This is a genomic window from Staphylococcus sp. GW821-FHT11H10, assembly GCF_058807855.1.
Window position 1 is genome coordinate 54,851 of sequence record NZ_JBXARC010000003.1, and the last position, 17,135, is coordinate 71,985.

General features: G+C 36.1%; 20 protein-coding genes. 13 read left to right on the forward strand and 7 right to left on the reverse strand.

The window, feature by feature from the left end:
• Positions 1–48: 48 nt before the first annotated feature.
• On the forward strand, positions 49–834 hold the full coding sequence (locus AC1RRU_RS02795) for a putative hydro-lyase (protein ID WP_011274603.1): 786 nt from the start codon (positions 49–51) through the stop codon (positions 832–834).
• 66 nt (positions 835–900) lie between these two features.
• Here the strand turns inward: AC1RRU_RS02795 and AC1RRU_RS02800 are convergent, their stop codons facing one another.
• Entirely contained in the window at positions 901–2,100 is a 1,200-nt protein-coding gene (locus AC1RRU_RS02800) for a DUF819 family protein (protein ID WP_011274602.1), read from the reverse strand.
• Positions 2,101–2,291: 191 nt separating this feature from the next.
• Here AC1RRU_RS02800 and AC1RRU_RS02805 point away from each other — a divergent pair, with 191 nt between their 5' ends.
• The 3 genes from AC1RRU_RS02805 to AC1RRU_RS02815 all read left to right on the forward strand — a co-directional run bounded on the left by AC1RRU_RS02805 (position 2,292) and on the right by AC1RRU_RS02815 (position 4,619).
• Positions 2,292–3,710 (forward strand): anion permease, encoded by a 1,419-nt coding sequence (locus AC1RRU_RS02805; protein WP_011274601.1) that lies wholly within the window; start codon positions 2,292–2,294, stop codon positions 3,708–3,710.
• Between the two features lie 194 nt (positions 3,711–3,904).
• Positions 3,905–4,072 (forward strand): hypothetical protein, encoded by a 168-nt coding sequence (locus AC1RRU_RS02810; RefSeq protein WP_011274600.1) that lies wholly within the window; start codon positions 3,905–3,907, stop codon positions 4,070–4,072.
• A complete protein-coding gene (locus AC1RRU_RS02815) occupies positions 4,044–4,619 on the forward strand; it encodes a hypothetical protein (RefSeq protein ID WP_016930581.1) in 576 nt (191 codons plus the stop codon). Before AC1RRU_RS02810 ends, AC1RRU_RS02815 begins: the two co-directional genes overlap by 29 nt.
• 103 nt (positions 4,620–4,722) lie before the next feature.
• Here AC1RRU_RS02815 and bioB read toward each other — a convergent pair whose 3' ends face one another.
• A complete protein-coding gene (bioB, locus tag AC1RRU_RS02820; RefSeq protein WP_046464853.1) occupies positions 4,723–5,688 on the reverse strand; it encodes a biotin synthase BioB in 966 nt (321 codons plus the stop codon).
• A 237-nt stretch (positions 5,689–5,925) separates the two neighbouring features.
• Entirely contained in the window at positions 5,926–7,119 is a 1,194-nt protein-coding gene (locus AC1RRU_RS02825) for an NADH-dependent flavin oxidoreductase (RefSeq protein ID WP_011274597.1), read from the reverse strand.
• A 240-nt stretch (positions 7,120–7,359) separates the two neighbouring features.
• On the opposite strand from AC1RRU_RS02825, the gene AC1RRU_RS02830 reads away from it, so the two are divergent.
• The 8 genes from AC1RRU_RS02830 to AC1RRU_RS02865 all read left to right on the forward strand — a co-directional run bounded on the left by AC1RRU_RS02830 (position 7,360) and on the right by AC1RRU_RS02865 (position 12,425).
• The gene (locus AC1RRU_RS02830; RefSeq protein ID WP_011274596.1) at positions 7,360–8,361 is read left to right on the forward strand and encodes an LLM class flavin-dependent oxidoreductase; all 1,002 of its coding nucleotides are present in this window, start codon (positions 7,360–7,362) and stop codon (positions 8,359–8,361) included.
• Positions 8,362–8,382: 21 nt separating this feature from the next.
• Complete coding sequence (locus AC1RRU_RS02835; protein ID WP_011274595.1) at positions 8,383–8,724, forward strand: glycine cleavage system H family protein; 342 nt, start codon at positions 8,383–8,385, stop codon at positions 8,722–8,724.
• Positions 8,725–9,522 carry a protein-ADP-ribose hydrolase gene (locus AC1RRU_RS02840; protein WP_011274594.1) on the forward strand — a complete coding sequence of 266 codons (798 nt, stop codon included), beginning with the start codon at positions 8,725–8,727 and terminating at the stop codon, positions 9,520–9,522. It abuts the gene before it with no gap.
• The gene (locus tag AC1RRU_RS02845; RefSeq protein WP_011274593.1) at positions 9,506–10,420 is read left to right on the forward strand and encodes an SIR2 family NAD-dependent protein deacylase; all 915 of its coding nucleotides are present in this window, start codon (positions 9,506–9,508) and stop codon (positions 10,418–10,420) included. Before AC1RRU_RS02840 ends, AC1RRU_RS02845 begins: the two co-directional genes overlap by 17 nt.
• A gap of 11 nt (positions 10,421–10,431) precedes the next feature.
• Complete coding sequence (gene lplA / locus AC1RRU_RS02850) at positions 10,432–11,454, forward strand: lipoate--protein ligase (protein WP_037537516.1); 1,023 nt, start codon at positions 10,432–10,434, stop codon at positions 11,452–11,454.
• 191 nt (positions 11,455–11,645) lie between these two features.
• On the forward strand, positions 11,646–11,987 hold the full coding sequence (locus tag AC1RRU_RS02855) for a hypothetical protein (RefSeq protein ID WP_011274591.1): 342 nt from the start codon (positions 11,646–11,648) through the stop codon (positions 11,985–11,987).
• 11 nt (positions 11,988–11,998) lie between these two features.
• Positions 11,999–12,187 carry a helix-turn-helix transcriptional regulator gene (locus AC1RRU_RS02860; RefSeq protein ID WP_016930575.1) on the forward strand — a complete coding sequence of 63 codons (189 nt, stop codon included), beginning with the start codon at positions 11,999–12,001 and terminating at the stop codon, positions 12,185–12,187.
• Positions 12,188–12,209: 22 nt separating this feature from the next.
• On the forward strand, positions 12,210–12,425 hold the full coding sequence (locus AC1RRU_RS02865; RefSeq protein WP_011274589.1) for a hypothetical protein: 216 nt from the start codon (positions 12,210–12,212) through the stop codon (positions 12,423–12,425).
• A 270-nt stretch (positions 12,426–12,695) separates the two neighbouring features.
• On the opposite strand, the gene arcC is transcribed toward AC1RRU_RS02865, so the two are convergent.
• From arcC to AC1RRU_RS02880, 3 genes are all read right to left on the reverse strand, one after another.
• A complete protein-coding gene (gene arcC / locus AC1RRU_RS02870; RefSeq protein ID WP_016930574.1) occupies positions 12,696–13,625 on the reverse strand; it encodes a carbamate kinase in 930 nt (309 codons plus the stop codon).
• A gap of 18 nt (positions 13,626–13,643) precedes the next feature.
• Positions 13,644–14,642: an ornithine carbamoyltransferase gene (argF, locus tag AC1RRU_RS02875; RefSeq protein ID WP_011274587.1), complete on the reverse strand. Its 999-nt coding sequence runs from the start codon at positions 14,640–14,642 to the stop codon at positions 13,644–13,646.
• A 305-nt stretch (positions 14,643–14,947) separates the two neighbouring features.
• Positions 14,948–15,949: a PTS sugar transporter subunit IIC gene (locus AC1RRU_RS02880; RefSeq protein WP_370739595.1), complete on the reverse strand. Its 1,002-nt coding sequence runs from the start codon at positions 15,947–15,949 to the stop codon at positions 14,948–14,950.
• On the opposite strand from AC1RRU_RS02880, the gene AC1RRU_RS02885 reads away from it, so the two are divergent.
• Positions 15,888–16,025, forward strand: a complete 138-nt coding sequence (locus AC1RRU_RS02885) for a hypothetical protein (protein WP_370444498.1) — start codon at positions 15,888–15,890, stop codon at positions 16,023–16,025. The two genes, AC1RRU_RS02880 and AC1RRU_RS02885, sit on opposite strands and share 62 nt — an antisense overlap.
• A 648-nt stretch (positions 16,026–16,673) precedes the next feature.
• On the opposite strand, the gene AC1RRU_RS02890 is transcribed toward AC1RRU_RS02885, so the two are convergent.
• A complete protein-coding gene (locus tag AC1RRU_RS02890) occupies positions 16,674–17,078 on the reverse strand; it encodes an NINE protein (protein WP_083320445.1) in 405 nt (134 codons plus the stop codon).
• Positions 17,079–17,135 lie beyond the last annotated feature (57 nt).

Sequence of the window (17,135 nt, forward strand, 5' to 3'; positions counted from 1 at the left end):
TAGTAATAAGCACTTTTTATCATTAAGGGGAAACAAGGGGGATTTATAATGAATTACAAACAGTCATCACCTGAAGTCTTACGTCAATTAATTCGAGATGGAGAACTTGTCGGTCACACAAGCGGTATGGCTGAAGGTTATATACAAGCTAATGTGGTTATATTGCCATCGAAATATGCTTATGATTTCTTAAAGTTCTGTTTTAGAAATCCAAAGACTTGCCCACTCTTAGATGTATCAGAAGTTGGCGCACATTCTTTTCCATATTATGGGCCATATGCGGATATACGCACTGATGTTCCGAAGTATCGCATTTATGAACATGGGCAATTGATTAAGGAAGTTGACGATATCACTGATCTTTATACTGAAGATATGGTTAGCTTTCTAATTGGTTGTAGTTTCACTTTTGAACATGCATTGTTGGAAGCTGGCTTACCTGTACGTCATATTGAAGAGGGTCATAATGTACCTATGTATCGTACTAACATCCCTGCCGAATCAAGTGGCTATTTTAAAGGTAACATTACAGTTAGTATGCGTCCGATGACTATGACTCAAGCGATTAAGGCAACAGAAATTACTTCACATTTTAAGAATGTTCATGGCACGCCGATTCATATTGGTACACCAGAAGAACTGGGAATCACTGATATCGATAAGCCTGATTATGGAGAAGCTGTCACAATCAAACCTAACGAAATGCCTGTCTTCTGGGGATGTGGCGTGACACCACAATCTGTTGCACTTGATGCCAAACCTGAGTTAATGATTACACACTCACCCGGACACATGTTTATTACAGATATTAAAGATAGCGAATTAAATGATTAATTTTTTTGAAAAAGGGAGATACGCAGCTAAAAATTATGCTGAGATATCTCCCTTTATGTATTTATATTATCCAATGTGTATTAAAAGTTGATAAATAAGTGTGCCCGCATAGTTCCCTATGACATAACCTAATGTACCTATAATTAGTATTGGTCCAACAAGACCTTGCCATCCTTTACTAATAGCTAAAGCTGCTGCCGTTGTAGGACCACCAGCAGTAGCATTACTTGCCAACAGTATTTCTTCAATCTTAAAGTTAAATAACTTTCCTAGTATTAAACTTAAACCTAGATTGAAAATTAAAATAATCATCACAAAGACAAATAATAGTGGTGCTGTTTTTATAATCGTCATAAATGAAGCAGGTGTTCCTATCACTACAAAGAATATGTAAATAATAAATGTTCCAATTTCTGAAGAACCGGCTAATTTATCAAAGAAATCTCCCCAAATAGCCACTGCCAATAATGTAAGTGTTGTAAGTAACAAGTATTGATCGCCAAAGAAAGAAACCAGTATCGTAAGTAGGACATTAGACTGCGGTATCACATGTTGAATGATCTCAGATAATTTAAAACTGATTGCTACTAATGCCACTGCAATCGCTATTGAAAGTGCAATATCTAATAATTGAATTTGCTTCGGTTGCCAATAAGATTGTTGCGTTTCTGGTGTTGACTCAGTTTGATAATCTGTCTTAAACCACCTTTTTATAATAGGTAAAGACGGTATTACAATCAACAACATAAAGTACAATGCCATAACACTATTATCTGCAACGACTGTTGATGAAATCATGTCGCTCGGCGTTTTAAACTTTGTGCTTAAAGCTGCAAAGTTCACGCCACCTCCTATATAGCTTCCTGTCATCATCGCACCAATTTTTGCTAAATATGGAATCCACTGATGAAGTAAAATAAATCCTACCGTTGTCCCCATCAATGTTCCAACTGATGCAATTAAGAAGATATATAATAATCGACGACTTTCCTTCCAAATCTTTAAAATATTAGAACTGAACAATAATAAAGGAATTGATATTGGTACCGCGTAATCCCATACTGTATCATAAACCGGCGATTCAGTCGGGATAATCTTAAAATTAGATAATAACATAGCCCCTACTAATGCAATGATGGCACCTGAAATGGTACTTGCCCATTGATATTTCTGTTCCAAGAAGATACTGACTGTCGCCCAAACTATAATTATGGCCCATAATATCCACGTATCATCTTTTGCGATTAATGTCCCTATTGTAAACATCATCCCATCCCCTTTCTCGAGTAACATTTTATACTATTCATAATTTAATTTCGATAGTCTATGCCGTTTTTATAACGTTATAATCTACTGATAATAATTCTCAATAAAATGTAAAAATGCTCTGTACATTGCTTAAAAATAGGACTGTTCTATGTATGAAAATGTTCGAAATTTGGAAAGAAGGTTTCTAGATGAATAACTCTGTTAAATATAAAAAATTTATATTACCTCTAGTCATAGGCATACTTATAGCTGTGCTTGCACCTTTCAGACCTGAATCATTAAGTCTGGATGCATGGCTAATGTTTGCTATATTCGTAGGTACCATTATCGGCTGTATCACACAACCTATGCCGATTGGTGCCGTATCGATCATAGGGTTCACGCTAACCGTGTTAGTTGGCGTTATCGATACAAAGACTGCCGTACAAGGTTTCGGTAATCCTAGTATTTGGTTGATTGCAATGGCATTCTTTATCTCTAGAGGCTTCGTTAAAACTGGACTCGGTCGTCGTATCGCACTTCAGTTCGTAAGATTATTTGGGAAGAAGACACTCGGTCTAGCATACTCACTTGTCGGTGTAGATTTGATTTTAGCACCAGCAACACCTAGTAATACTGCTCGCGCAGGTGGAATTATGTTTCCAATCATTCAATCGCTCTCTAAATCATTTGATTCTGATCCGAAACAAGGCACCGAGCGTAAGGTGGGGTCATTTTTAATCTTTACTGAATTCCACGGCAACCTTATTACTGCCGCGATGTTCTTAACTGCAATGGCCGGTAACCTGCTTGCTCAGAACTTAGCTGAGAAGACTGCACATGTTCACGTTACTTGGATGAACTGGTTCTTAGCAGCCATCGTCCCTGGTATTGTGTCACTTATCGTCATACCATTTATTATTTATAAAATGTATCCGCCAACAGTTAAAGAGACACCTGATGCGAAAGATTGGGCTGAAAATGAATTAGCTGATATGGGTTCAATTGCTAAAGCTGAAAAATTCATGATTGGTGTATTTATTATCGCATTACTACTTTGGGTAGTCGGTAGCTTTATTGGTGTAGACGCAACATTAACTGCTTTTATCGCATTATCTTTATTACTTATTACAGGCGTGTTAGATTGGAAAGATATTTTAAATGAAACCGGCGCTTGGAATACATTAGTTTGGTTCTCAGTGCTAGTTATGATGGCAGATCAACTGAATCAATTAGGCTTTATTCCATGGTTAAGCCATACTATCGCAAACAGTTTAGGCGGTCTAAGTTGGCCAGTCGTCCTTGTGATACTAATAATCTTCTATTTCTATTCACATTATTTATTTGCTAGCTCAACTGCTCACGTCAGTGCTATGTATGCAGCATTACTCGGTGTAGCCGTTGTTGCAGGTGCACCACCGTTATTTAGTGCATTAATGCTTGGTTTCTTTGGTAACTTAATGGCCTCTACAACACACTATAGTAGTGGTCCTGCACCTATTCTTTACGCAGCCGGTTACGTCACTCAGAAACGTTGGTGGCTGATGAACCTAGCCTTAGGCGTTGTGTACTTTGTAATCTGGCTCGGTTTAGGTTCCTTATGGATGAAATTGATAGGTTTGATGTAATTATATTAAGGAGAGAAACAGTGAATTCTGTTTCCCTCCTTTTTTGTTCTTTATTCCTTTATATTTATCTCTTCCTTAGTCAATACTATTGAACAAATAAAGACTTTTACTTACATATCTTTTCTGTTGCCAAATATTTTAATACGCATTATAATTTATAAAAATATTATATTATAACAAATGGAGATGATACTATGATTCCAGAAGAAAGAAATTCATATACTTTAACTGAAGAAGAAGCTATCATATTTGCAACTGCAAAGTTTAAGCCTTTTCATAACCGACTTGAAGAAGATACACCACAACCAAATCCATTTAAAAAACTAGTAGAAAATGAAAAAGATAAACCATCAACTTTGTAATATCTTTGAACTTACTAACTATGAGATGGAAGATGAATTTCTTCTCAAACTTATCCGACGAAATATAAGTAAATTTAAAACTTCTTCAAACCCTTCTATTGCATCTTACTTGCAAGACAAAGCTCTTTCTTTAAATAAACAAAATTCAATCCGCACGTATTTATTAATTGATTCCGATACTTCAGAACTCATCGGATATTTTTGTTTAAAAATAGTCATCATAAAATTTGAAATTAATGTAAGTAAAAATATTAAAAAGAAAATTTCTTCTGATGCTATGAAAAACAATGAATTTCCATCTTTATTAATTACGAAACTCGCTAGAGACGACCAATATAAAGGTTTAGTTTCAGGGAAAACAATTTTAGAATATGCATTCTCAATAGCTTATGATATTTATAAAAAAACTGCATTGAAACATGTTTGCGTTGACTGGTACGATCATTTCAAACTAGAAAAATTTTATTGTGAAGATTGCGGCTTTAAAATATTTCAATATAGAAATACAGATAAGGGTAAAATTGTTTCTGCATTTTATAAATTTTAGTAATTGTAAGTTTCCCCCATTTTATATCAAACCAATAAAATATTTTCATTCTCTTCCAAATATTATTCTCTTTTATCGTATCAAATATCAAAGTCTTCCTAAATTACCCATCAATCTCAAACCCTAAATCTTCAACCATTTGATAATCGAGTTCATTCGGTTGCCCACCTGTAATCAGATAATCACCTACAAAGATGGAATTGGCTGCTTTTAATGCGATGGCTTGTAAAGAACGTAAATTGACTTCACGCCCACCTGCAATACGAATTTCTTTAGATGGGTTAATCAATCGAAACATCGCAATAATTCTTAAACATTTCATTGGTGACAATAAATCGAGTCCCCCGAATTTTGTCCCTTTAATTGGATGTAAGAAATTAATTGGAATACTATCAGCATCAATTTCTCTCAACGCAAATGCCATATCGATGATATCCTCGTTCGTCTCACCCATGCCACAAATAACTCCAGAACATGGCGAGATATGATTCGCTTTCATAATTTCAACCGTACGCACACGATCTTCATATGTATGTGTTGTAACGACTTCATTATGATACCTTTCGCTTGTATTCAAATTATGATTATAGCGATCCACACCCGCTTCTTTTAACTTCTCCGCTTGTTCTTCATTTGTTAAACCTAAACATGCGCAAATTTTAAGTTGTGGATGCAACACTTTAATATCATGAACCGTCTCACAGATATGATCAACCTCTCTATTTGTAGGCCCACGTCCACTCATGACAATACAATATGTACCAATATGATTCTCCGTCGCTACCTGTGCACCAGCTTTAATTTTGTCAGGTTCAACTAACGCATAGCGTTGTTTTTCTTTCATTTTCACCGATTGACCGCAATAACCACAGTCTTCTGAACAAATTCCACTTTTCGCATTTAATATCATATTGAGTTTCACTTTTTTCCCGAAAAAGTGTTTCCGAATGATATATGCTTCATTTAATAATTCAAATGTATCAATCGTTTCATCTTCAAATAATGCTAACGCCTCATCCTTACTTAATACGTCTTGATTTAAGATACGTTCTGCTAAATTAAATCTCATGTTATTAAACCCCTTACTTTAAAAAATCCCGTAAAAATTCTAAATGTAAACTTTATATATAAATAAGTTTACATTAACGGCGTGAAAAATTAAATATTTAGCCGGAAATTAAACAAAACAATAGACTAGAATATCTTAAAATATCCCAGCCTTAATCAACATATTCACCGTTATAGTCTTCATTGCAAGGGCAAGGCAACGAAATCTTTTTAACACACTCGATTTCTGCCTTACTCTCTATTCCTCATCATAATTTTTCTCTAATTTACGCAATTCATCGCGTGTTTTCTTCTGCAGACCTTCACCGTAATCCATCATTTGAACAATGTCTTTAAAGGCAGCATGTGGAATGGCCAGCTCATCTAACTCATCTGGATGTACATGTAAATCAATGTCGTCTTCACGTCCTTCTGCCAATTTATGAACGAAGTCAGGTTCTGTAACAAATGGTGACGACATGCCGACCATATCAGCGTTATTTAAAGCATCTAGTGCCGTTTCAGGTGTATTAATACCACCACTCGCAATCAATGGCACACGTCCATTTAAATACTCATATACGACTTGATTGACGCGGCGTCCATAATTGTCGCCTGGTGTACGCGTCTTATTCTGGTAAATATTGCGTCCCCAACTTGCGATAGCCACATAATGAATATTTGCGACTTCCATGACCCAATCTAAATGTTGATTAAATTCATCAACTGTATAGCCTAAATCACTACCTCTTGTCTCTTCAGGTGTCGCTCTGTAACCGAATATGAAATCACTAGGCGCCTCTTCATCGATGACTTTTTGTACTGCCTGCATGACTTCTAAGCCAAAGCGTGCTCGGTTCTCTAACGAATCAACGCCATATTGATCATGTCGTTGATTTGAGAACGTAGAGAAGAAAGTTTGAATGAGTAAACGTTGTGCAACGGAGATTTCAACGCCATCAAATCCAGCTTGAATTGCTCTAGATGTTGCATCGGCATATTGTTGTATGACGTTATGAATTTTCTCCACCGACATTTCTAAAACGTCATGTTTAATTGGAGAGTGTAACGTCATTGGACTTGGGCCATAGACTTCCCTATAATTCATAATTGCAGTATTTGAGAATCTTCCAGCATGTGCAAGTTGAATAATCGCTTTATTCCCCTCTTGTTTCATAGCTTGCGCCACTTTTCTTAAACCAGGAATACAAGCATCATCAGAAATATTAAACCCATATTCAAATAACTGACCATATGGCTCGATATAAGCTGCGCCAGTTACTTGTAATCCTGCTGAATTGGCACGACGTTTCGCATAACGTATGTCTTCCTCTGTTATATGCCCTTCTTTAGTAGACGAGTTCGTCGTCATGGGCGAAAGAACAAATCGATTAGCTAATGTAATGCCATTAGATAGTGTAATAGGTTCTAGCAGTGGTACGAATTTCGACATTTTATGACATCCTCTTTCGTTCATTTTTGTATTATTTTCAAAGTATCATGCTTTATGACAATACTCAATCGACTTGTTTGTGAACTGTTTTAGCACCCCTTTTCAGAAAAAGAAGAAAACCACTAGAACATTTGTGTGAAGTATAAACTAAATTCCTACAAAATTTCACTAAACACGTTAAAATGGTGGTGGGTATTATAATTAAGGGACTAAACAATTAACTTTGGAGATGAGCGCCAAGTGGATTTCAATATATTAGATTATGCCATGATTGATGAAGGCAAGGATGCGACGCAAGCTTTACAAGATACCACAAGACTTGCGAAACTCGCTGATGACTTAGGCTACAAGCGTTTCTGGTTAACAGAACATCATGATGTTCCAGCGTTTGCGAGTGGTAGTCCTGAATTATTAATGATGCATTTGTTAGGGGAAACGAAGCGCATTAAGTTAGGGTCTGGTGGCGTCATGTTGCCTCACTATAGCCCGTTTAAAGTGGCCGAAAATTTTAAAATGTTAGAGGCACTCCATCCTGGTCGGGTTGACTTGGGTATCGGCAATAATCCAGGTACAGCGGTGGTCAAACGTGCAATGGATGAGGACAAGCGTGACTATCTTGATTATGCACAAAGCATTGAGGATATTCGTCATTATTTGACGCAAGCACCAGAGGAACAACGTGTAGGACAAGTGATTAGTCAACCTCACCTATCACGTCATCCAGAAATGTGGCTCTTAAGTGCAAGCCAACGCTCAGCTAAATTAGCTGCTACACAAGGCATGGGCTACACATTAGGAACATTCTTATTACCTAGCCAAGATAAGATTGATGCAGCTAAAGCGTCAGTAGAGACGTATCGTGAACACTTTCAACAAACTGCGTTAAACATGTCACCCACAGTCATGTTAACAACGTTTGCGATTGTAACGGACACTGAAGAAGAAGCGCAAGACTTACTACACGCACTTGACGTGTGGCTACTAGGCAAACGTCAATTTGCCGAGTTCGACCGCTTCCCATCCATCGAAACAGCACGACAATATAACTTAAGTGACCGTGATAAACGCGTTATCGCTCAGCATCGTGCACGCATCTTAGCTGGCACAATCGAGCAAGTGAAACCCCGCTTGGACGCAATGATCCAAGAATTTAAGGCGGATGAAGTCTTAGTCGTACCGCTATTACCCGGCATCGACCAACGATGTCGTACAATTGAACGCATCGCACAAGCGTATTTATAAATAAAGAAAGGATGATATGAAATGGCTAAATTAGCTAATTATTTATATGTTGAAAAGGTAGGAAACCAATATATTTATCGTATGACACCTGAATTACAAGATGACGTAGGTACAGTAGGTTATGTAGAATTTATGGGACCAGATGACGTTAACGTCAATGATGAAATCGTGAGTATCGAAGCATCTAAAACTGTATTAGATGTGCAATCTCCACTTGCAGGTAAAATTGTCGAACGTAATACGAAAGCTGAAGATGAGCCAGCTATTTTAAATTCTGAAAAGCCAGAAGAAAATTGGTTAGTTAAATTAGAAAATGTAGATGAAGCAGCATACGACGCATTACCAGATCCAGATGAGGACTAAATGTCAGTGAACCAACAAGAACGTTTAGCTTATCTTATTGAAACGATGTGGAAGGAACAATATGGTGACAAACCTTTAGACCTCCCTCACACTGACACAGAACAGTGGGAATTGTATCGTGGTTTGGCCAATGTTCGTCCACCTGAGCCTGTCAGTTCTGAGTACTTAGATATTCAAGATGCCTATTTATCTACATTAAACAACCAACAAGACATTACACATATTGATGATTTAACACCTGTTTCAGATGAGCCATTATATTTATGGCTAGGTGACATCACAACACTTGATATTGACGGTATCGTCAACGCAGCGAATAGCCGATTCTTAGGATGTATGCAAGCGAATCACGACTGCATAGATAACATCATTCATACCAAGGCTGGTGTACAGTTACGTCTAGATTGCGCTCATATAATTGAGCAACAAGGACGTAAAGAAGGTGTTGGTAAAGCAAAGGTTACCTCTGCTTATAATTTACCAGCCAAATATGTCATTCATACGGTTGGCCCGCAAATTCGTAAACAACCTGTATCTCAGATGAATAGAGATTTGCTTGCACGTTGTTATCGTAGCTGTCTAGCGCTTGCCGATGAAAAGGGGTTAAGACACTTAGCATTCTGTTGTATTTCAACAGGTGTCTTTGGATTCCCACAAGACGAGGCAAGTCGTATAGCGATTGAAACGACACGTCAATATTTACATGAAACTGGCTCAGAGTTGAAAGTACTCTTTAACGTATTTACAGATAGAGATTTAGAACTATATAAGGAGGCTTTCAATGACAACAACAGATAACCCAACGCATAACGAGAATTGGATAGCGCTTGATAAGGCGCAACAACAAGACGCCACTCAAACGGATATCTTGGCACAAGCCATTGATGAAGCTGATGCCATCGTTGTCGGCATAGGCGCTGGTATGTCTGCTTCAGACGGTTTCACTTATATTGGTGAACGTTTTACGCAGAACTTTCCCGACTTTATCGAGAAATATAATTTCTTCGATATGTTGCAAGCGAGTTTGCACCCGTTTGATAGTTGGCAGGAATATTGGGCATTTGAAAGTCGTTTCGTGAAGTTGAACTACTTAGACCAACCTGTCGGCCCTTCTTACGTTGCACTTAAAAAGATGCTTGAACACAAGGATTATCATATTATTACGACCAATGCAGATAATGCCTTTTTAGTGGCAGATTATGATTTAAATAAAGTATTTCATATACAAGGAGAATACATTCTTTGGCAATGTAGCCAACACTGTCATGCACAAACATATCGTGATGATGATGCCATTCGCGAAATGGTAGCCAAACAAGAAGACATGAAAATCCCATATGAGTTGATTCCACATTGCCCAAAATGTGATGCCCCTATGGAGATTAACAAACGTAAAGCACAAGTCGGCATGGTTGAAGATGCAGATTTCCATGCACAATTAGATCGCTACAATCATTTTCTAGATACTCATAAGAATGGCAAAGTGTTATATCTTGAAATTGGTATTGGTTATACGACACCACAATTTGTGAAACATCCTTTCCAACGTATGACGCGTCACAATCCCAATGCCGTGTTTATGACGTTAAACAAGAAAGCGTATCGTATCCCTAAATCAATCCAAGATAGAACCATTCATCTCACTGAAGATATAGCATCATTAATCATTAACGCACAAAGACAATTAACAACTTAGGAGACAAAAACATGTATTTAATAGAACCTATTCGTAATGGTAAATATATCGATGATGGCGCCGTAAACTTGGCGATGCAAGTATATATTAATAACAATATCTTTCTGGACGAAGATATATTACTTCCATATTATTGCCAACCTAAAGTAGAAATCGGTCGTTTCCAGAATACAGCGGTTGAAATCAATCAAGACTACGTCGATGAGAACAACATTAAAGTCGTACGTCGCGATACAGGCGGTGGCGCAGTTTACGTCGATGATGGTGCTGTCAACGTATGTTGTATTTTAGAACAAGATACATCCATTTATGGTGATTTTCAACGCTTCTACCGCCCTGCTATTCAAGCGTTGCATAATTTAGGCGCAACTGACGTCATTCAAAGTGGTCGTAATGATCTCGCTTTAAATGAGAAGAAAATTTCAGGTGCTGCGATGACATTATTGAATAACCGTATTTATGGTGGTTATTCATTACTATTAGATGTCGATTACGACGCCATGGTCAACGTATTGAAACCAAACCGTAAGAAGATTGAATCTAAAGGCATCAAATCAGTCCGTGCCCGCGTCGGTCAAATCCGAGACGCTTTAGACCCTAAATATCAAGATATCACCATTCATGAATTCAAAGATCTCATGATTAGGCAAATTATGGGAATAGATGACATTAAAGATGCCAAACGCTATGAATTAACAGACGAAGATTGGGCTGGCATTGATCAATTAGTCGCTGAAAAGTATGATAATTGGGAATGGAACTATGGCCGTTCACCACGATATGAATACAATCGAAATGAGCGCTTTAGTTGTGGCACAATTGATATTTCCCTATCAATTGAACATAACCGTATTGCCGCTTGTCGTATTTATGGAGATTTCTTTGGTCAAGGTAACATTCACGATGTTGAAGAACATTTAATTGGTACGCGCATGGTCAAAGCTGACTTGATTGAACGTTTGAATGACATTGATTTGACGTTCTACTTTGGCAATCTTAGCGTAGAAGAATTTGTGTCATTTATATTGAGTTAATTGCAGAGATAGACGTATTTTAGAATGGATAACTAAAAGAATTCATTTCAAGCCTATGATTGACTATTTTACAATCATAGGTTTTTTTATATTCATAGAGAATTCTCATAAATGTAAAAAGAATTTGACATTATCTCTCATGATGCTATGCTATAAATGTAAAATACTTTTGACATTTAGAGGTGAAATATATGTTTTATATCTTACTTTTCATTAGCGTACTAATTTTTGGTATCATTTGGACAATTATTACAAATAAGTATCTCCCAAGCGAAACGCTAGATACTAAAAATACTGATAGAACTGGTTACGATGAGAGACAACGCACAATGTTTTTAGAAATATTTTCTAAAACTTTTGTAGGTTTAGTTTATACCTTTTTCATCGGTATGATTTTAAAAATATTCGCTTTATACCAAGGACATCATACGGTTTATCCGTTTAATCAATTCCCAGAATTGGCTTATATATTAATAGTAGCTTTACTATTAGTAATGAATTACTTTATAGTGAAAAAGAAATACACGCCATAGGACTGATTAAAATGAAAAACAAAATAAGAGAATACCGGAAACAAATGGGTATGTCTCAAGACACATTAAGTAAAAATGTGAACGTTTCCCGTCAGACAGTTAATGCAATCGAGAACAATAAATACGATCCAACCTTGCAACTTGCATTTAAATTAGCAAAGCAATTCAATACAACTGTGGACGACCTATTTAATCCTTAAAAATTATAAGTAGGTGATAATAATGTTAAAAAGACAAGATGAAATGGAAAAACAACATTTTAGTATAGCTAGTAAATGGACTACAGTTTACTTTTTTATCGTATTAGCGGTTTATAATTTCTATATTAAATTTACTGAGGGAGATTTTAATATAGTCTGGTTGATTTTACTCATCGGTTTAGTTATCTATTGGGGCATTGCAACGTACTTAAAATATAAGACGCGAATCAAAGATTAGCTTGTCAGAAATTTAAATGGTTCATCCATTACTTAAAATACATTTTTACACTTTCGGATATTAAAATGCTTTAACAAGTTTTATAATACATTTAGTAAACACCAGTCCCCTCACCACGCCAACTAGTGAGGGGTTTTTTGATACCCAAACGACCACTAAAAAAACCTGAGCTTACGTATGTAAATCACATACATTAAGCCCAGGTTCAACTTATTTATTAAAATGTATTGAGTGTTATTGTATAACCATGTCAAAAGTCAATCACGTTTATTATTTTTTAATTAATGTACCAATCTTACCATCTAGGGCATCTCCTAAATCTTCAAGAGATGTGATTAATACACTACCTTCTGGATTTTTCTCGATAAATTGTAATGCTGCTTCTACTTTAGGTAACATACTACCTTTTGCGAATTGACCGTCAGCAATATGTTGATTCATTTCATCTACTGTTACTTCACCTAAAGCTTCTTGATTATCTTTACCGTAATTAATATAAACATAATCTACTGCTGTTAAGATGATTAATTGATCTGATTTTAAGTGTGCTGCTAGTAAAGCACTTGTTTTATCTTTATCGATAACAGCATCGACGCCTTTATAGTTACCTTCTTCTTTGACAACTGGGATACCGCCACCACCAGCTGCAATAACTAATGTACCGTGTTTAATTAATGTTTCAATACTATCTAGTTCTACAATGTTGATTGGCATTGGAGAAGGTACAACACGACGATAACCTCGTCCAGAGTCTTCTACAAATTTATAACCTTTTTCTTCCATTGTTTGTTCCGCTTGTTCTTTTGTATAGAATAAGCCAATTGGTTTCGTAGGATTATTGAATGCTTGGTCATCACCAGCTACTTCAACTTGAGTCACTAATGTAACCACTTGTTTATCAATATTTAAAGCATGAAGTTCATTTAATAAGCTTTCTTGTAGTTGATAACCAATGTAAGCTTGACTCATTGCGCCACATTCTGGGAATGGGAACGCTGGTCCTTGACCATTTTCAGCTGCATAATTTAATCCTAAATTAATACTGCCGACTTGTGGTCCATTACCATGGCTGATTACAACTTCATAACCTTTTTGGATTAAGCTAACTAATGATTTAGCTGTTCCTTTAACTAATTCTAATTGCTCTTCAGGTGATTGTCCTAAAGCGTTACCACCTAAAGCCACTACGATTTTAGACATAGGTAGGTCTCCCTTCAATTATTCTCCTAAAGTTGCAACCATTACAGCTTTAATAGTGTGTGCTCTGTTTTCAGCTTCTTGGAAGACAACAGATTGTTCACTTTCAAAGACTTCGTCAGCAACTTCCATTTCAGTTAAGCCATATTTTTCTTGGATTTCTTTACCAATTTTAGTTTCAGTATCGTGGAATGATGGTAAGCAGTGTTCAAAGATGGCACGTGGGTTACCAGTTTTTTCCATCATTTCTTTAGTTACACGATATGGTTCTAATAATTTGATACGTTTTTCCCAAACTTCGTCAGGTTCACCCATTGATACCCAAACGTCTGTGTAGATAACGTCTGAACCTTTAACACCTTCATCGATGTCATCAGTCACTAAGATTTCGCCACCATTTTTAGCTGCGATTTCTTTACAACGGTTTAATAACTCATCTGTTGGATTTAATTCTTTAGGGCAAACTAAGTGGAAAGTCATTCCCATGATAGCTGCACCTTGCATTAATGCATTTGCTACATTGTTACGTCCATCTCCAACATATGTGAAGTTGATTTCGTGGTATGGTTTTTTCAATACTTCTTTTGCTGTTAAGAAGTCAGCAAGTACTTGAGTTGGATGATCTTCATCTGTTAAGCCGTTCCACACAGGCACACCTGAATATTTCGCTAATTCTTCAACAGTACGTTGTGAGAAGCCACGGTATTCGATTCCATCATACATACCACCTAATACACGAGCAGTATCTTTCGCAGATTCTTTTTTACCCATTTGGCTTCCAGTTGGTCCAAGATATGTCACGTGAGCGCCTTGATCATATGCTGCAGTTTCAAACGCACAACGTGTACGAGTAGAATCTTTTTCAAAAATTAATGCGATGTTTTTACCTTTAAGTTTTTGCTGTTCTATACCGGCGTATTTCGCGCGTTTTAAATCCTCTGATAGATTTAGTAAAAACTCAACCTCTTTTTGTGAAAAGTCTAATAGTGTTAAAAAACTTCTGTTTCTTAAATTTTGCATCTTGTACAACTCCTTTGTGATATCTTTCACATGTATTGTAAGCGATTGCGAAATATAATACAACACTTTTCAAATAACTTTATAAATTATTTATGTATAATTGACAAAATGTTTACAATGACATGTTTTTTGATATATTTACAATTTTTAGCGCTATAATGAAAGTGACTACTATGATTTTTATGATTTTATTATTACACATAAAATAGCATTATTAAACTTATTTAGTAAATACTTTCTTTTAGGAATTTATATACCAAAAAACCTTCTTTGTAATGTCGATACAAAGAAGGTTTATTTTAGTGCTATGCGTCTTTAGCGCCTCGATCAATCATATCTTGTTTAGTAACAATAGGATATTTCTTAAATACAAGTGAACCAATCCAACCTGCAAGTCCACCAACGATAGCCATGACAACGCCATAAATAACGACTGTCATTGGATTATTAAAACCAAACATTACAAGGAATCCAGCAATTGGTGTTGCTGTACCTGTCGCATCATTGATCATGCCTGATAATGCGATTATTAAACCTGCAGCTGCTCCACCAAAGAAATTCGTTATGTAAATCGGAATTGGGTTAGCTGACACTATATCTGCTTGAGACAAAGGTTCAATACTTACTGAAATCGTTGACTTGCGATCACCTAATTTTAAACGGTGGAATAATGTACCGTTCATAAAAGCTGAACTAAATGCTGCCATTGCCCCGATTGCCATAGGTATACCTGTTAGTCCTAATAAAGCTGTCAATGCCATTGAACTTAATGGCGCAGTACCAACAACTGTAATGATACCGCCGAGAACAATCCCCATAAATATTGGATTCGTGTCTGTACTACTTTGAATAATGTCACCAATTTTTAAAAGTGTGTTATTAACGACTGGCGTTAAACCTGCTGCAATCAATCTTGCAAGTGGCGCAAGTAGAACTACTGAACCAATCAAATCAACGCCATCTGGAACATATTTCTCTGTATACTTCATAACGTAACCGATAAGATAACCTGCGAAGAAACCTGGTAAGAGATCCATACCACCACAGGCAGCACCAATAACTAGTGCGTAGACTGGAGATACACCAATCGCAAGCGCAGTTAAGCCGGCTGCAGCAACACCGCCAAGACCTCCCGCAGCATCCCCTAACTCCTCTAGAAATTTGATTCCGAATACTTCTCCACCAACATACTTGTTGAATGCTTCGACTAAGAATGTCGCAATAGCCGCGTTTGCCAGTGCTCCCATCGCACGCATTCCGTTAGGCGCTTTATACGTAAATAATGTAAAAATAATAAGAACTAAAATTAAGAATAAAGTACCAATTAGTAAATCCATAAAATTTTCCCATCCCCTTGTAGATAATAAAAAAATGAGAATATAAGTTAACTGTTTTAGACGCCTAAAGTTATCTTTTATCCTCATTTAGTGACTATTTTACTAAAAAAACAAATTATATTCCACGGAATTTATTATTTTTTATGTAAAAAGCAAAATTCATACTATGCAAAAGAATATATACGAATTTCGCATTTAATATTATTATTTGGTAAATGGAATGACTTTTTATTTATTATTAACGTAGCGCAATTTTAAGTAGATTACTTTTGATTTCAATAAAGTTAATATTTTTATTCTTTTTGTTTGTAAAAATAGTTTTATTTTAATTTGAATGGGTATTTATTAAAAGTAGATACATAATTGATGTATTTGTTTTGGAATAATCATTGCATTAGTAATTTCTTACGTGTTGAATTACATGCTCTTTTCTTTTCAATTTAGATTGAATTACTCACACTTCCTTAAATTATAGAGTACATTTATGAATCACTAATGATCCCATGCCGATAAAATGTATCCTTACTATACATTTTATTAAAACCCAATAATTGTATTTTCCCAAAACGCCAATATGGCCGTTAAAGCACTTATAGTTCTCCCAATGCTATAAGTACTTTTGCTATGTATAAAACAAGGGAATGAAACTGAATTCAAGTTAAATTCTGTCTCACTCCCTACCCCATATTATGTCTTAAATATTACCTTGGGCATCTGCAGTTTTTATAAATGCTATAACTCCCTCTATCATTCCAATAACACCAGGAATACCTGTCCAACAAAATAATATATATAATAGTGCTTTACCATATTGTTTTCTATAAAATCTGTGTGCCCCCAAGCCACCTAAGAAAAATGCTAACGCTGCATAAACATATTTATTCACTATAAGTTCGTCTCCTTTAACCAAATGATTTAAAGAAACGCCAAAAAGTTCTGTCATCTCCAATAATGCATGTATGTCTGGAGAACTGACATCCCTTTCCCAATTTGAAATAGAATGTCGAGAAACATTTAGTTTTTCTGCCAACTTCTCTTGAGACATCTTTTTAGACTTCCTTAAGTTTCTAATACGTTCCCCTACACTCTTGGTTTTCAAATTGATCCGCTCCTTTACGTTGCCATCATATGGTTAAAATCTTGTTTATTCTAGCGA

Coding starts and splice junctions, on each gene's coding strand:
- AC1RRU_RS02795 (WP_011274603.1), top strand. CDS start 49: ATGAATTACAAACAGTCATCACCTGAAGTCTTACGTCAATTAATTCGA.
- AC1RRU_RS02800 (WP_011274602.1), bottom strand. CDS start 2,100: ATGTTTACAATAGGGACATTAATCGCAAAAGATGATACGTGGATATTA.
- AC1RRU_RS02805 (WP_011274601.1), top strand. CDS start 2,292: ATGAATAACTCTGTTAAATATAAAAAATTTATATTACCTCTAGTCATA.
- AC1RRU_RS02810 (WP_011274600.1), top strand. CDS start 3,905: ATGATTCCAGAAGAAAGAAATTCATATACTTTAACTGAAGAAGAAGCT.
- AC1RRU_RS02815 (WP_016930581.1), top strand. CDS start 4,044: ATGAAAAAGATAAACCATCAACTTTGTAATATCTTTGAACTTACTAAC.
- bioB (WP_046464853.1), bottom strand. CDS start 5,688: ATGAGATTTAATTTAGCAGAACGTATCTTAAATCAAGACGTATTAAGT.
- AC1RRU_RS02825 (WP_011274597.1), bottom strand. CDS start 7,119: ATGTCGAAATTCGTACCACTGCTAGAACCTATTACACTATCTAATGGC.
- AC1RRU_RS02835 (WP_011274595.1), top strand. CDS start 8,383: ATGGCTAAATTAGCTAATTATTTATATGTTGAAAAGGTAGGAAACCAA.
- AC1RRU_RS02840 (WP_011274594.1), top strand. CDS start 8,725: ATGTCAGTGAACCAACAAGAACGTTTAGCTTATCTTATTGAAACGATG.
- AC1RRU_RS02845 (WP_011274593.1), top strand. CDS start 9,506: ATGACAACAACAGATAACCCAACGCATAACGAGAATTGGATAGCGCTT.
- lplA (WP_037537516.1), top strand. CDS start 10,432: ATGTATTTAATAGAACCTATTCGTAATGGTAAATATATCGATGATGGC.
- AC1RRU_RS02855 (WP_011274591.1), top strand. CDS start 11,646: ATGTTTTATATCTTACTTTTCATTAGCGTACTAATTTTTGGTATCATT.
- AC1RRU_RS02860 (WP_016930575.1), top strand. CDS start 11,999: ATGAAAAACAAAATAAGAGAATACCGGAAACAAATGGGTATGTCTCAA.
- AC1RRU_RS02865 (WP_011274589.1), top strand. CDS start 12,210: ATGTTAAAAAGACAAGATGAAATGGAAAAACAACATTTTAGTATAGCT.
- arcC (WP_016930574.1), bottom strand. CDS start 13,625: ATGTCTAAAATCGTAGTGGCTTTAGGTGGTAACGCTTTAGGACAATCA.
- argF (WP_011274587.1), bottom strand. CDS start 14,642: ATGCAAAATTTAAGAAACAGAAGTTTTTTAACACTATTAGACTTTTCA.